15 protein-coding genes are annotated in these 15,087 nt (G+C 59.9%); 3 read left to right on the top strand and 12 right to left on the bottom strand.

All coding sequences use genetic code 11. The features are described from left to right. Nucleotides 1-8: 8 nt before the first annotated feature. From recX to ACYP2A_RS24450, 3 genes are all read right to left on the bottom strand, one after another. Entirely contained in the window at nucleotides 9-479 is a 471-nt protein-coding gene (gene recX / locus ACYP2A_RS24460) for a recombination regulator RecX (RefSeq protein WP_459748513.1), read from the bottom strand. A 9-nt stretch (nucleotides 480-488) separates the two neighbouring features. Beyond that, nucleotides 489-1,556: a recombinase RecA gene (recA, locus tag ACYP2A_RS24455; protein ID WP_459748512.1), complete on the bottom strand. Its 1,068-nt coding sequence runs from the start codon at nucleotides 1,554-1,556 to the stop codon at nucleotides 489-491. A 92-nt stretch (nucleotides 1,557-1,648) separates the two neighbouring features. Beyond that, the gene (locus tag ACYP2A_RS24450) at nucleotides 1,649-2,149 is read right to left on the bottom strand and encodes a CinA family protein (RefSeq protein ID WP_459748511.1); all 501 of its coding nucleotides are present in this window, start codon (nucleotides 2,147-2,149) and stop codon (nucleotides 1,649-1,651) included. A gap of 289 nt (nucleotides 2,150-2,438) precedes the next feature. On the opposite strand from ACYP2A_RS24450, the gene mutS reads away from it, so the two are divergent. Together mutS and fdxA are read left to right on the top strand one after the other, a co-directional pair. Beyond that, complete coding sequence (mutS, locus tag ACYP2A_RS24445; protein WP_459748752.1) at nucleotides 2,439-5,006, top strand: DNA mismatch repair protein MutS; 2,568 nt, start codon at nucleotides 2,439-2,441, stop codon at nucleotides 5,004-5,006. Nucleotides 5,007-5,257: 251 nt separating this feature from the next. Further along, a complete protein-coding gene (gene fdxA, locus ACYP2A_RS24440; protein WP_459748510.1) occupies nucleotides 5,258-5,581 on the top strand; it encodes a ferredoxin FdxA in 324 nt (107 codons plus the stop codon). A gap of 528 nt (nucleotides 5,582-6,109) precedes the next feature. Here the strand turns inward: fdxA and rpoS are convergent. The 8 genes from rpoS to ACYP2A_RS24400 all read right to left on the bottom strand — a co-directional run bounded on the left by rpoS (nucleotide 6,110) and on the right by ACYP2A_RS24400 (nucleotide 13,379). Further along, complete coding sequence (gene rpoS / locus ACYP2A_RS24435) at nucleotides 6,110-7,120, bottom strand: RNA polymerase sigma factor RpoS (RefSeq protein WP_459748509.1); 1,011 nt, start codon at nucleotides 7,118-7,120, stop codon at nucleotides 6,110-6,112. A 104-nt stretch (nucleotides 7,121-7,224) separates the two neighbouring features. Further along, the gene (locus ACYP2A_RS24430) at nucleotides 7,225-8,094 is read right to left on the bottom strand and encodes a peptidoglycan DD-metalloendopeptidase family protein (RefSeq protein WP_459748751.1); all 870 of its coding nucleotides are present in this window, start codon (nucleotides 8,092-8,094) and stop codon (nucleotides 7,225-7,227) included. A 207-nt stretch (nucleotides 8,095-8,301) separates the two neighbouring features. Continuing rightward, a complete protein-coding gene (locus ACYP2A_RS24425) occupies nucleotides 8,302-8,937 on the bottom strand; it encodes a protein-L-isoaspartate(D-aspartate) O-methyltransferase (RefSeq protein ID WP_459748750.1) in 636 nt (211 codons plus the stop codon). 41 nt (nucleotides 8,938-8,978) lie between these two features. Then, nucleotides 8,979-9,728, bottom strand: coding sequence for a 5'/3'-nucleotidase SurE (gene surE, locus ACYP2A_RS24420; RefSeq protein ID WP_459748508.1), 750 nt, complete (start codon nucleotides 9,726-9,728; stop codon nucleotides 8,979-8,981). Next, nucleotides 9,716-10,774, bottom strand: coding sequence for a tRNA pseudouridine(13) synthase TruD (truD, locus tag ACYP2A_RS24415; RefSeq protein WP_459748507.1), 1,059 nt, complete (start codon nucleotides 10,772-10,774; stop codon nucleotides 9,716-9,718). Before truD ends, surE begins: the two co-directional genes overlap by 13 nt. Further along, nucleotides 10,771-11,244, bottom strand: a complete 474-nt coding sequence (gene ispF, locus ACYP2A_RS24410) for a 2-C-methyl-D-erythritol 2,4-cyclodiphosphate synthase (RefSeq protein ID WP_459748506.1) — start codon at nucleotides 11,242-11,244, stop codon at nucleotides 10,771-10,773. Before ispF ends, truD begins: the two co-directional genes overlap by 4 nt. Nucleotides 11,245-11,326: 82 nt before the next feature. Beyond that, nucleotides 11,327-12,175, bottom strand: a complete 849-nt coding sequence (gene fghA, locus ACYP2A_RS24405) for an S-formylglutathione hydrolase (protein WP_459748505.1) — start codon at nucleotides 12,173-12,175, stop codon at nucleotides 11,327-11,329. A 91-nt stretch (nucleotides 12,176-12,266) separates the two neighbouring features. After that, nucleotides 12,267-13,379, bottom strand: a complete 1,113-nt coding sequence (locus tag ACYP2A_RS24400) for an S-(hydroxymethyl)glutathione dehydrogenase/class III alcohol dehydrogenase (RefSeq protein WP_459748504.1) — start codon at nucleotides 13,377-13,379, stop codon at nucleotides 12,267-12,269. A gap of 104 nt (nucleotides 13,380-13,483) precedes the next feature. Here ACYP2A_RS24400 and ACYP2A_RS24395 point away from each other — a divergent pair, with 104 nt between their 5' ends. Further along, the gene (locus tag ACYP2A_RS24395; RefSeq protein WP_459748503.1) at nucleotides 13,484-14,383 is read left to right on the top strand and encodes a LysR family transcriptional regulator; all 900 of its coding nucleotides are present in this window, start codon (nucleotides 13,484-13,486) and stop codon (nucleotides 14,381-14,383) included. Here ACYP2A_RS24395 and ispD read toward each other — a convergent pair. Further along, entirely contained in the window at nucleotides 14,380-15,087 is a 708-nt protein-coding gene (gene ispD / locus ACYP2A_RS24390; RefSeq protein WP_459748502.1) for a 2-C-methyl-D-erythritol 4-phosphate cytidylyltransferase, read from the bottom strand. The two genes, ACYP2A_RS24395 and ispD, sit on opposite strands and share 4 nt — an antisense overlap.

The following is a 15,087-nucleotide window of genomic DNA, read 5'->3' as shown; positions in this document are numbered from 1 at the left end:
GCATCGACTCAGTCGAAATCACCACCACGGCCGCTCAACAAGCGGCCGATCAAATCCATCGGGTAACCCCGATAACTCAAAAACCGGGTTTGTTGTGCACGCTCACGCATGTCGGTCGGTAGCTTGCCGGAAAACTTGCGCTGCCAGGTTTCTTCCAGCCCTGCCCGCCAGTCGATGTCGCACTCGCGCAATGCCTGCTCGATATCACCCCGCGCCAGACCGCGCTGGCTCAGCTCTTCGCGAATCCGCAAAGGGCCCTGCCCTGCGCGCGCACGGTAGGCGATAAAGCTTTCAAGGTAGCGGGCTTCAGAGAGCAGGCCGTCTTCGACCAGTTGATCCAGAGCAGCATCGATCATTTCGGAGGGAGCGCCGCGCTGACGCAATTTGCGCGTCAGCTCGACACGACCGTGCTCGCGACGTGCGAGCAGGTCCATTGCAGTGCGCCGTACAGCGACGAGGGTATCGAGCACGGTAGTCATGATCGAAAATCAGACGTCGGCGTCGATTTCGGCCACATCATCAGCAGACTCATCGATGTCCACAGCACGCGCATCAGCAGCGACAGGGCCACCATTGAGCAGCTTGTCACGAATCTGCTTCTCGAGGGCGCCGGCGATTTCCTGATTTTCAGCAAGGAACTTGGCCGAGTTAGCTTTGCCCTGGCCAATCTTGCTGCCCTTGTAGCTATACCAGGCACCGGATTTTTCGAGGAAGCCATGCGCAACAGCCAGGTCGATGATTTCGCCGTTCAGGTAGATGCCCTTGCCATACAGGATCTGGAACTCCGCCTGACGGAAAGGCGGTGCAACCTTGTTCTTGACAATCTTGACCCGGGTTTCGCTACCGACCACTTCGTCGCCTTCTTTCACGGCACCGGTACGACGGATATCCAGACGAACCGAAGCGTAGAATTTAAGGGCGTTACCACCAGTGGTGGTTTCCGGGCTACCGAACATCACACCGATCTTCATGCGGATCTGGTTGATGAAGATCACCAGGCAGTTGGCGTTCTTGATGTTACCGGTGATCTTGCGCAGCGCCTGGGACATCAGGCGAGCCTGCAAGCCCACGTGCATGTCGCCCATTTCACCTTCGATTTCAGCTTTAGGCACCAGAGCGGCCACGGAGTCGACCACGATCACGTCGACGGCATTGGAGCGCACCAGCATGTCGGTGATTTCCAGAGCCTGCTCGCCGGTGTCCGGCTGGGAAACCAGCAGGTCATCGACATTGACGCCCAGTTTGCCGGCGTATTCAGGGTCCAGGGCGTGTTCGGCGTCGACGAAGGCGCAGGTGGCACCCAGTTTTTGCGCCTGAGCGATGACCGACAGGGTCAGCGTGGTTTTACCCGACGACTCAGGACCATAGATTTCGACGATACGGCCGCGTGGCAGACCGCCGATACCCAAGGCGATGTCCAGGCCCAGCGAGCCGGTGGAGATCGAAGGAATAGCCTGGCGGTCCTGGTCACCCATGCGCATCACGGCACCTTTGCCGAACTGACGCTCGATCTGACCCAAGGCCGCAGCCAAGGCTTTCTTCTTGTTCTCGTCCATTGAAGTCCTCACGTAATCAAATTCATTAAAGGCCTTGCGGCCACGACAACTGTATAAGTAGCCAGTATTATTCCACAGCGTTGAGCGCTCGCCTACCCCTGTTTTGGTTTTTCACCGATACAAAGCTGGATAAGCCCGTCTAGCGCAGCCTTTACCGTTTGTCGGCGCACCTCATCGCGGTCCCCGGCAAAGTGATGACACTGCGCGATGACCTGCTGACCGTCAGCCCAGCAAAGCCATACCGTGCCCACAGGCTTTTGCGGCGAACCGCCCGAAGGACCTGCCACACCGCTGACCGACACCGCAAAACGTGCGCCGCTATGACGCTGCGCCCCGGCCGCCATTGCCCGCACCACTTCTTCGCTGACCGCCCCCACCGAGTCGAACAGCGCTTCGGGCACATCAAGCTGACGGGTTTTCTGGGCATTGGAATAGGTCACATACCCGGCCTCGAACCAGGCCGAGCTGCCGCCGATACGGGTGATGGCCTCGGCAATGCCGCCACCGGTACAGGACTCGGCGGTACTGACCTGAGCCTTGAGCGATCCGAGATGCCTGCCAAGCGCGTCGGCAAGCCGGGTAATGTCATCCATGGTGCAGTTCCTGACAGGAAAAAAAAGTGATCGACGCCTGACGAATCGAGGGGTAGCCAACGGTTGGCGAGTCTACACACACGCAAGGCGTTGCATACCCGGACAAATGTGTGGGCATCCTTCGCAGCAGCCCGGCGCATACCTGCACCGACCCCGCGCACATGGTAATCTTGCGCCCATTACTCAGCCGCCAGCCGACATTTCTTGTTGCAAGCCGAGAAACGCTTTTGCCCCTTGGCGTTGCCCCATCTATTTACGAATTTGCCCTAAGCCACTGATGAATAAAGCCATTTCCGATCTATCCTCGCATACCCCCATGATGCAGCAATACTGGAGACTGAAGAATCAGCATCCAGACCAACTCATGTTCTACCGCATGGGCGACTTCTACGAAATCTTCTATGAAGACGCCAAGAAAGCCGCAAAGTTGCTCGACATCACCCTGACCGCGCGCGGCCAGTCAGCCGGCCAGAGCATCCCCATGTGCGGAATTCCCTACCACGCCGCCGAGGGTTACCTGGCCAAGCTGGTAAAACTGGGCGAGTCGGTGGTGATTTGCGAGCAGATCGGCGACCCGGCGACCAGTAAAGGCCCGATGGAGCGCCAGGTCGTGCGAATCATCACGCCGGGCACGGTCAGCGATGAAGCCTTGCTCGACGAACGCCGCGACAACCTGCTGGCTGCCGTGCTGGGCGACGAGCGCCTGTTCGGTCTGGCGGTGCTCGATATCACCAGCGGCCTGTTCAGCGTTCAGGAGTTCAAGGGCTGGGAAACCCTGCTGGCAGAGCTGGAGCGGATCAATCCGGTCGAGCTGCTGATCCCCGATGACTGGCCGCAGGGTCTGCCGGCCGAAAAACGTCGGGGTGCGCGACGCCGTGCACCTTGGGATTTCGAGCGCGACTCGGCGCACAAGAGCCTGTGCCAGCAGTTTTCGACGCAGGACCTGAAGGGCTTCGGCTGCGAAAACCTGACCCTGGCCATCGGCGCCGCCGGCTGCCTGCTGGGCTATGCCAAGGAAACCCAGCGTACTGCCCTGCCGCACTTGCGCAGCCTGCGCCATGAACGCCTGGACGACACGGTCATCATGGACGGTGCCAGCCGCCGTAACCTGGAACTGGACACCAACCTGGCCGGCGGCCGCGACAACACCCTGCTGTCGGTCGTCGACCGCTGCCAGACCGCCATGGGCACGCGACTGTTGATTCGCTGGCTGAATCGCCCGCTGCGCGATCTTCCGGTGATCCAGGCCCGACAGAGCGGCATTGCCTGCCTGCTGGAACAGTATCGCTTCGAGGGTCTGCAACCGCAGCTCAAGGAAATCGGGGATATCGAGCGCATTCTGGCGCGTATCGGCCTGCGTAATGCCCGTCCGCGCGACCTGGCGCGCCTGCGTGACGCCCTGAGCGCCCTGCCCGAACTGCAACAGGCCATGGCAGCGCTTGAGGCACCGCATCTGCAACAACTGGCGCGCACCACCAGCACCTATCCGGAACTGGCCGAACTGCTGCAACGCGCGATCATCGATAACCCGCCAGCGGTCATTCGCGATGGCGGCGTGCTCAAGACTGGCTACGACGCCGAGCTGGACGACCTGCAGTCGCTGAGTGAAAACGCCGGTCAGTTTCTTATCGACCTGGAAACCCGCGAAAAAGCCCGCACGGGCCTGGCCAACCTCAAGGTGGGCTATAACCGCGTGCACGGCTATTTCATCGAGTTGCCCAGCAAGCAGGCCGAACAGGCACCCGCCGACTATATACGCCGGCAGACGCTCAAGGGCGCCGAGCGCTTTATCACGCCCGAGCTCAAAGAGTTCGAAGACAAGGCGCTGTCGGCCAAGAGCCGTGCCCTGGCCCGGGAAAAAATACTCTATGAGGCACTGCTCGAAGACCTGATCGGCCACCTGGCGCCGCTGCAGGACACCGCCGCTGCCCTGGCTGAACTCGATGTATTGAGCAACCTGGCGGAACGGGCCCTGAATCTGGATCTCAACTGCCCGCAGTTCGTAGCGCAACCGTGCATGAAGATCGAGCAAGGCCGTCACCCGGTGGTCGAGCAGGTGCTGTCCAGCCCCTTCGTGGCCAATGATCTGGCGCTGGACGACAACACCCGCATGCTGGTCATTACCGGCCCGAACATGGGCGGTAAATCGACTTACATGCGCCAGACCGCGCTGATCGTACTGCTCGCGCACATCGGCAGCTATGTGCCAGCAGCCAGTTGCGAACTGTCGCTGGTCGACCGGATCTTTACCCGTATTGGCTCCAGTGACGACCTGGCCGGCGGGCGCTCGACCTTCATGGTCGAAATGAGCGAAACCGCCAACATTCTGCACAACGCCACCGAGCGCAGCCTGGTGCTGATGGATGAAGTCGGGCGCGGCACAAGCACTTTCGATGGCCTGTCGCTGGCGTGGGCTGCGGCAGAATGTCTCGCCCAGCTACGCGCCTACACGCTGTTTGCAACGCACTATTTCGAGCTGACGGTATTGCCCGAAAGCGAGCCGCTGGTGAGCAACGTTCACCTTAATGCCACCGAACACAACGAACGCATCGTGTTCCTGCACCGGGTTCTGCCGGGGCCGGCCAGCCAGAGCTACGGCCTCGCCGTGGCCCAGTTGGCAGGCGTTCCAGGCCGCGTAATCAGCCGGGCCAAAGAGCATCTGCAACGTCTGGAGACCACCAGCCTGCCGCACGAGCAACCCAAGGCCAGGCCCGGCAAACCTGCCGCCCCCCAGCAAAGCGATCTGTTTGCCAGCCTGCCTCATCCGGTGCTTGAAGAGCTTGGGCGCCTCAAACCCGACGACCTGACCCCACGCCAGGCGCTGGATTTGTTGTACTCATTGCAAACTCGCCTGTGACGCAGAGCGTTACATACTGTTAGAATCCCGCGCGGTTTTGGAATGCTCTTGACATTTAGCCTGGTCAAGCAGCTATCCGGGCCGCGTGAGAACGTAGCGAACCAAAGGTCAGCGGCAGGCGGACACAGCCACCCGCCTTGAGACCGCTCACTTAAAGCACATGTTTTCATACGGCTCGGGCGATAACCTCCCGAACCCGGTATCCCTGTCTGATACAGCGATGCTGCCGCCGCCTGAGGAGAGAATTAGAAATGACCTTCGTCGTCACCGACAACTGCATCAAGTGCAAGTACACCGACTGCGTAGAAGTCTGTCCGGTGGACTGCTTCTACGAAGGCCCGAATTTCCTGGTGATCCACCCGGACGAGTGCATCGATTGTGCGCTCTGCGAGCCAGAATGCCCGGCGCAAGCCATTTTCTCGGAAGACGAGATTCCGGCTGGCATGGAGAACTTCATCGAGCTCAACGCTGAACTCGCTGAAATCTGGGAAAACATTACCGAGCGCAAAGACGCCCTGCCCGATGCTGAGGAATGGGACGGCAAGCCCGGCAAGATCGCTGATCTGGAACGTTAACCAAAAGGCCCCTTGCGGGCCTTTTGCATATCGGATGCTGACGACTTTTCTGCAGGCAAAAAAAGGGGCGGTATGACCGCCCACATTTTTTCCCTTGTCCCTTTGATCCCTTTCATCGTCCTGATGAATCGCATCCTGCGATGTCCATTCCGGCCTTCATCCTTGAGGGCCTGTGCCGCTCCGTTGGCACAGTTCCGATAGTAGTGATTTCTCAGCCAAGAGCAATCCCTGTAACCGACACCAGACATGTCAAAATACGGCACATCCTTTAAAAATCCCTTTTAAATCAAAATTATAAAAATTTAACGAGTCTGAATTCGCACAATTCAGCAGCTTAAAACAGTAAAAACTTACAGCCTGCGTAAGCAATGACTTACACAGTACTTAGTTGATCTCAAAGGGCCAGTTTTATAAGTAACGATTAGCCTTATAGCCACTACTGTCACGATAGCGCAATGCAAGTATGCAGATGCAAAAAGGCCGATAGCAACAAGCCAGTTGCTATCGGCCTTTTATCCGCCAGGCGATCTACTGGAAAAGAGACTCGCTCGAAAGACCGTTCTTCTCGAGGATTTCACGCAGGCGCTTGAGACCCTCGACCTGAATCTGCCTGACACGCTCACGGGTCAGACCGATTTCAAGGCCTACATCTTCGAGCGTGCTGCTTTCATGACCACGCAGCCCAAAGCGGCGAATCACGACCTCACGCTGCTTTTCGGTCAATTCCGAAAGCCACTGATCGATGCTTTGCGACAGATCGTCGTCCTGCAGCAATTCACATGGATCGGTTGGACGATCGTCGGTGAGGGTGTCGAGCAGTGTCTTGTCCGAGTCCGGGCCCAGCGACACATCCACCGAGGACACCCGCTCATTAAGGCCCAGCATGCGCTTGACCTCGCTTACGGGTTTTTCCAGCAGGTGGGCGATCTCTTCGGCAGAGGGCTCGTGATCGAGCTTCTGGGTCAGCTCACGGGCAGCCCGCAAATAGACGTTCAACTCTTTGACGACATGAATCGGCAGACGAATGGTTCGCGTCTGGTTCATGATCGCCCGTTCGATGGTCTGGCGAATCCACCAGGTGGCGTAGGTAGAAAAACGGAAGCCACGCTCAGGGTCGAATTTTTCGACAGCCCGAATCAGCCCCAGGTTGCCTTCTTCGATAAGGTCGAGCAATGACAGGCCGCGATTGACATAGCGCCTGGCAATCTTGACCACCAGTCTCAGGTTACTTTCGATCATGCGCTTGCGGCCGGCAGGATCGCCACGTTGCGACAGACGCGCAAAGTGAACTTCTTCTTCCGGAGACAGCAGAGGAGAAAAACCGATTTCGTTGAGGTAGAGCTGGGTGGCGTCTAGCGCCCGGGTGTAATCGATATACTTGTGCTGTTTGAGCGAAGAAGAAGTTTTGGCCTTGGCGCGAGCCGAGACTGCGGTTGACGATTGCTTATCGTCAGACACCTGCTCCAGGACAATGCCTGATTCCATAAGGAGCACTTCATCATCGATGTCAAACTCCGGCGCCTCGTTGCTAAGAGCCATTGTTATAGTCCTTTGGTGAGTTCGACCTCAAGCCCCCGCGTCACCTGATTTCCATGGCAACGCCTGGGCCTGTTCCTGTTTCGCCGGGAACAGGCCGACAACTTTCAACGACGTGGCAAGAATTGCAGCGGATCTACAGGCTTACCCTGGCGGCGAATCTCGAAATGCAGCTTCACCCGGTCAGTCCCCGTTGACCCCATCTCGGCAATTGTCTGCCCTGCCTTGACCTGTTGCCCTTCCTGTACCAGCAGCCTGCGGTTATGACCGTAGGCACTGACGTAGGTATCACTGTGTTTGATGATGATCAATTCGCCGTAGCCCCGTAGTCCACTTCCGGCGTAAACCACTGAACCATCAGACGCAGCTAAAACAGGCTGTCCCAAATCTCCTGCGATATCAATGCCTTTATTCAAACTCCCGTTTGAAGAAAATTTTCCTATCAAAACGCCACTAGCCGGCCACGTCCAGCCCGTTGGAGAGCGCCCTGCCGGCGTCTGCGCATTGGTTGCCGCCGGTGGAATGACCACTGGCGTTACAGCGACCGGCCTGGAGATGACCGTGGTTTTTACAGACCCCGAGCCACTGCTGGTCACGGACGTCGACGTGCTGACAGGCCCGCTACGCACCGGTGTGCTGGCCACATTCGGTGCTGCATCCGAGCGCCCGTCGAAACGAATGGTCTGCCCGGGGCGGATGGTGTAGGGCTCAGGAATCGCGTTGCTCACCGCCAGTGCCTTCCAGTCCCAGCCATAACGGAAGGCGATGGAAAACAGGGTGTCGCCGCGCTTGACCACGTATTGCCCGGAGGTGGTCGGCGTGCGCTGTTGCACGGGATTACCGTTGCGATCGACGACGCGAACGCCACTCGAAGGCGAGCTGGAGCAGCCGACCAGAAGGACGCTCAGGGCAAGGCCAATCACCAGACGCTGAAAACCTGTCAAAAACCTAAGCTGCCGAATGACTGTGTGACTCACCCGCCACTCCCTTTCCTGGTGATTGATTTGAAATGATGCCTGTTGCGCTGCACCCATGATGAGCAGCGAGTGTAACCGGTGTTACGCGCACTTGCCTGAAACAACTGGCACCAGACAATAATGCCATGCTGCCATATCAAGACCTGCAGGCAGGTGATAGACCGACGGCGGCGTACAGAATTCCCCGATGTTCACAGGCCTGACCGTTCAGGCCAGAGGGCCATTGAGCAACGGTACAAAACGCACGGCGCCCAGCACTCGCCGGGAGAACCCGTGTTCTTCACGCACGATCATCAGCAACTGTTGAACCTCGCCCGAGCCCACCGGGATGACCATCCGCCCACCGGGGGCCAGTTGATCGAGCAGGGCCTGAGGCACATCGGTGGCCACCGCCGTGACAATGATACCGTTGTAAGGCGCCAGTGCAGGCCAGCCTTCCCAACCGTCACCCCAGCGAAACACCACATTGCGCACGTTCAGTTCGATCAGGCGTTCTTTGGCACGATCCTGTAACACCTTGATGCGTTCGACGGAGAACACCCGCTCGACCAGCTGTCCCAGCACAGCCGTCTGGTAACCGGAACCGGTACCGATCTCCATGACCTTGTCCAGAGGCCCGGCCTCCAGCAGCAGCTCGCTCATGCGTGCCACCATATAGGGCTGGGAAATGGTCTGGTTATGGCCGATAGGCAAAGCGGTGTCTTCATAGGCCCGGTGTGCCAGCGCCTCATCGACGAACAGGTGACGTGGCGTCTTGCGGATGACATCAAGCACCCGCCTGTCGGCCACTCCCTCTTCGGACAATCGCTGGATCAACCGCTCGCGGGTACGCTGCGAAGTCATGCCGATGCCACGGCGCAGCAAGTCATCATGGTCACGGGACATCAGCGTAACCCTCCAAGCCAAGTATTCAGACTGCTGAAACCGTCCTGAAAAGTACGATCGAGCTGCAAGGGGGTGATCGATACATACCCTTGCATCACCGCATGGAAATCGGTACCCGCTCCGCCGTCTTCGGCGTCCCCGGCTGCCGCTATCCAGTAACCGGCCCGACCACGCGGGTCAACCACCCTGACCGGTGCAGCGGCGCGAGCCCGATGTCCCAGCCGGGTCAGTTGAATGCCACGCACCCGATCCAGCGGCAGGTTGGGAATGTTCACGTTCAATACGGTGCGTGGCGGCAGGTCGAGTTGTTCGTGCGCCTCGACCAGCAGGCGGGCGTAATGGGCCGCCGTCGCAAGGTTGTCCGGCTGACGCGACAAAAACGAAAAGGCCATGCTGGGACGCTGCAGGAAGCGGCCCTCCAGAGCGGCAGCCACCGTGCCTGAATACAGCACGTCATCGCCAAGGTTGGCGCCAAGATTGATACCCGACACCACCATATCGCACTCATACGGCAACAGCCCGTTGAGGCCCAGGTGTACGCAGTCTGTGGGCGTGCCATTGACGCTGATGAAACCGTTATCCAGCGTTTGTGGGTGCAGCGGGCGATCCAGCGTCAATGAACTGCTGGCACCGCTCTTGTCTTGATCCGGGGCAATCACCGTGCACTCGGCATAGTCCGACAACGCGGCGTACAGCGCTGCCAGACCGGGCGCGGCGACCCCGTCATCGTTTGAAATCAGAATACGCATGGGCTATCCGTTAGCCCGACCGGCACCAGATCGACGAGTTCGCGTACCAGAACGGTGGCGAAACATCCGGGCGGAAGGACAAATTCCAGTTGCAGAATGTCAGACTCGGGATAATGCCATGCCAAACGGCCAATGGGCAGTCGCAGAATACGTCGTTCGTGTTCCATTCCCGCCCGCACCAGCCACTCGCACAGTGCCGCTTCGCTGCTTGCCAGGCCGTTTTCCAGCTCACCTGTGGCACCGCTGGCCGGCGAGGCTCCGGCGCCCCACTGCGGACCGGTAGGGTGCAGGTCGAGAATCGCCAGGCGTGGATCGTTGCACTCCTCGCTGCCGGCCACAAAGAAGCTGCGGCTGTCAGTGAACGCCAGCAAGTCGCCCACTTGCGCCTTGTTCCAGTTGCCCTCGCTGACCCGCGCCGCCAGAACCCGGTTGAACAGGTAACTGCGCGCCGTCGACAACAGCCGCGAGCGTACCGCACGCTGTTCGGGCAAGGCCAGGCGTGCGGCATAGTCGCGGGCCTGGGCCAGGTTGCCGCCCTCATAGCCGAAACGCTGGGCACCGAAGTAATTGGGCACGCCCTGGGCTGCAATGGCTTCCAGGCGCTGCTGCAAGGCGGGCTTGTCGGCCTTCAACCCCGTCAGGCGCAAGGTAAAACCGTTGGCAGCATGCGCACCGCGTTGCAGTTTACGGCGGTGCCGGCCACGCGAAAGAATCGTCAGGGTGTCATCTTCGGCCGCCGACAGGTCCGGGTCGGCCTTGCCCGGCAACTGAATGCTGAACCACTGACGGGTCAACGCCTGACGGTCCTTGAGACCGGCATAGCTGACGGTACGCAACGGCACCCCGGCAGCACGCGCCAGCCGGCGAGCGGCCTCTTCGGTGTTCAGGTCGCGCTTTTCGACCCACAGCCACAGATGCTCACCATCGCCGGACAACGGGATGTCGAGCACCTCATCGACCTGAAAATCATCGGCAGTGGCCTTGAGCACGGCTGTACCCAACGCCTCTCCGTAAGCCCGCGGACCCAGCAGTTGAAGGTCGTTCATGCGCGCAGCAACAGTGCGACGGCATGCACGGCAATACCTTCTTCGCGGCCGACGAAGCCGAGTTTTTCCGTGGTGGTGGCTTTGACGTTGACCTGATCGAGATCGACCTGCAGGTCCTCGGCGATCAGCTCGCGCATGGCCTGGATATACGGCGCCATCTTCGGCGCCTGGGCAACGATGGTGGCGTCGACGTTACCGACCTTCCAGCCTTTGCTCTGTACCTGCGCCATCACATGGCGCAGCAATACACGGCTGTCAGCACCCTTGAACTGTGGATCGGTGTCCGGAAAGTGCTTGCCGATGTCGCCCAGTGCGGCGGCCCCCAGCAAGGCATCGCTCAAGGCATGCAACAGGACATCGCCATCGGAATGGGCCAGCAGGCCGAAACCGTGTGCAATCCGCACGCCGCCCAAGGTAATGAAATCGCCTTCGGCGAAACGGTGCACATCGTAGCCATGGCCAATACGCATAGAAAAACGCCCTGAAAAAAGTCAGGGCGCGATTCTACCTGCTTTGCAAGGCACACGGTCAGTTGAACTGACCTGATTGCACTCAATAAGCGTTCAGGGCTGTGGCGTGATGCCGCAGGTGTTCTTCGATGAAGCTGGCGATGAAGTAGTAACTGTGGTCATAGCCGGGCTGCAGACGCAGATTCAACGGATGGCCCGCAGCCTTGGCGGCCTGCACCAGCGCCTCTGGCTTGAGCTGGTTGACCAGAAAATCGTCGCGGTCGCCCTGATCCACCAGAATCGGCAGCTTCTGCGTGGCCTGCGCCAGCAGCAGGCTGGCATCCCACTCACGCCAGCGCGAACGATCCTCGCCCAGATAGCGCGAAAACGCTTTCTGACCCCACGGGCAGTCCACCGGATTGCTGATCGGTGAAAATGCCGACACCGATTGATAACGCCCAGGGTTGCGCAAGGCACAGACCAACGCGCCATGGCCACCCATGGAGTGGCCGCTGATACCACGCGCCTGAGACGCCGGAAAGTGCGACTCGATCAGCGCCGGCAACTCGTCGACCACATAGTCGTGCATGCGGTAATGCTTGGCATACGGCTGCTCGGTGGCATTGAGGTAGAACCCTGCGCCAAGGCCGAAATCCCAGGCACCGTCCGGGTCACCCGGCACATCGGGGCCGCGCGGACTGGTGTCCGGCGCCACGATGATGATCCCGAGCTCAGCCGCCAGCCGATGCGCGCCAGCCTTTTGCATGAAGTTTTCATCGGTGCAGGTCAGCCCCGACAGCCAGTACAGTACCGGCAGCTTGCCGCCCTGCTCCGCCTGCGGCGGCAAATACACGGCGAAAACCATGTCGCAGCCCAGCACTTTGGAGGTGTGCCTGTAGCGCTTGTGCCAGCCACCAAAGCTCTTCTGGCAGGAAATATTTTCAAGGCCCATTGGATAGCTCCAAGCTGCAAGCTCATGGCTGCAAGCGGCAAGTAAAGGCGGGCACCCTCTTGCCGCTTGCAGCTCAACGCTTGCGGCTTCTTTAGAAATGGATGACGGAGCGAATGCTCTTGCCTTCGTGCATCAGGTCGAATGCCTTGTTGATGTCTTCAAGGCCCATGGTGTGGGTGATGAAGTCGTCCAGCGGAATCTCGCCGCTTTGCGCCATGTCGACGTAGCTCGGCAGTTCGGTACGGCCACGCACGCCACCGAAGGCCGAACCGCGCCAGACGCGACCGGTCACCAACTGGAACGGACGGGTAGCGATTTCCTGGCCGGCACCGGCCACGCCGATGATCACCGACTCGCCCCAGCCCTTGTGGCAGCACTCCAGCGCAGCGCGCATCAGTTGCACGTTGCCGATGCACTCGAACGAGAAGTCGACACCACCATCGGTCAGGTCGACAATCACTTCCTGGATCGGGCGATCGTATTCTTTCGGATTGATGAAGTCGGTAGCCCCCAGCTGACGGGCGATATCGAACTTGGACGGGTTGATGTCGATGGCAATGATGCGCGAGGCCTTGGCCTTGACCGCACCGATGATTGCCGACAGACCGATGCCGCCCAGGCCGAAGATGGCCACGGTGTCACCCGGCTTGACCTTGGCGGTATTGAGCACCGCACCGATGCCGGTGGTCACGCCGCAACCCAGCAGGCAAACCTTCTCCAGCGGGGCATCTTTCTGGATCTTGGCCACCGAGATTTCCGGCAGCACGGTGTACTCGGAAAAGGTCGAGGTGCCCATGTAGTGGAAAATCGGCTGACCCTTGTAAGAGAAGCGCGCAGTGCCGTCCGGCATCAGGCCCTTGCCCTGGGTCGCACGGATCGACTGACAGAGGTTGGTCTTGCCCGACAGGCAGAATTTGCACTGACGGCATTCCGGGGTGTACAGCGGAATAACGTGATCGCCCACTGCCACCGAGGTCACGCCCTCACCGATAGCCTCGACGATTGCGCCGCCTTCGTGGCCCAGGATCGCCGGAAAAATCCCTTCGGGATCGGCACCGGACAAGGTGTAGGCGTCGGTGTGGCAAACACCCGAGGCAACGACCCTCAGCAGCACTTCGCCAGCCTTGGGCATGGCCACATCGATTTCGACAATCTCCAGCGGCTTCTTGGCTTCAAAGGCGACAGCGGCGCGTGACTTGATCATTGGGTCTCTCCATTTGGGTAAAAACAGACCCGGAGTGTATTACGCTGCTGAATGATGAATAATCCAGACAAAAGCAAAACATTATTGCTGCACAGGGATAATCAATGTACGCCAACCGCTGGGAAGGTCTGGATGAGTTTGTGGCGGTCGCTGAAAGCGGCCAGTTCACAGCGGCGGCGCAGCGGCTGGGCGTGTCGTCTTCACATGTCAGCCGGCAGATCATGCGCCTTGAAGAACGCCTGCAGACCCGCCTGCTATACCGCAGTACCCGCCGGGTCACCCTCACCGAAGCCGGGCAAACCTTCTTGCAGCATTGTCAGCGCCTGCAAGATGGCCGCGAAGAAGCCCTGCGCGCGGTGGGCGATCTGAACAGCGAGCCCAAAGGGCTGTTGCGCATGACGTGCGCAGTCGCTTACGGCGAGCGCTTTATCGCACCGCTGGTGACCCGCTTCATGGAAAGTTACCCGCAGTTGCGCGTCGACATCGAGTTGAGCAACGACACTCTGGACCTGGTGCATGAAGGCCTGGACCTGGCGATTCGCCTGGGGCGCTTGCAGGATTCGCGCATGGTCGCCACGCGCCTGGCGCCACGACGCATGTACCTGTGCGCCTCGCCGTCGTATCTGGAGCGTTATGGCAGGCCGCACAGCCTGTCGGAATTGAACCGCCACAACTGCCTGATCGGCAGCAGCGACACCTGGCTGCTGCAGCAAAATGGCCGGGAATTTTCTCAACGCGTGCAAGGCAACTGGCGCTGCAACAGTGGCCAGGCGGTGCTCGATGCTGCTTTGAATGGCACGGGCCTGTGCCAGTTACCGGACTATTACGTGCTTGAACACTTGCACAGTGGCGCTCTTGTTTCTCTGCTGGAGGCTCATCAGCCGCCCAACACGGCGGTCTGGGCGCTGTACCCGCAACAGCGGCACTTGTCGCCCAAGGTGCGCAAGCTGGTCGATTACCTCAAGCAGGGCCTGACGCAGCGCAAGGAATACGCGGCAGGCTAAACGCTGCCTTGCCGGCGCTGGCGCAGCCATTCAAGGTCTTCGGGACGGGTGACCTTGATATTGTCGGCACGGCCTTCGACCAGGCGCGGCGCGGCACCGGACCACTCGATGGCCGAGGCCTCATCGGTGATCGGTACATGGGCCACCAGGCTGTCGGCCAGCGCACGGTGCAAGGCGCCAAGACGGAACATCTGCGGCGTATAGGCTTGCCAGATCAGGCTGCGGTCGACCGTTTCGGCCACTCGCCCCTGGGCATCGGCACGCTTGAGGGTATCGCGGGCCGGCACCGCCAGAAGGCCGCCGACCGGATCATCGGCCAGTTCGCCCAGCAGGTTATCCAGATCGCTGCGCGCCAGATTGGGCCGCGCCGCATCGTGCACCAGCACCCAGTCATCGTCGCCTGCACCCTGCGCATGCAGGTGCAACAAGGCATTGAGCACCGAATCGGCGCGTTCCTTGCCACCGGTGACGCGCTGAATCCGTGAATCCAGAGCACAGGGCAAGGTCGGCCAGTAGGGATCATCCTCGGCCAGGCTGATGACCAGCCCCTTGAGCCGCGGATGATCGAGAAAACACAGCAGGCTGTGTTCAAGAATAGTGAGGCCGCCCAATGCCAGATATTGCTTGGGACGGTCTGCGGCCATACGGGCACCCACGCCTGCGGCGGGAATGACGGCCCAGAAAAAAGGCAATGCATTGCTCAT

The organism is Pseudomonas sp. 3A(2025), assembly GCF_054589175.1.
This window is presented reverse-complemented; position numbering and strand designations above follow the sequence as displayed.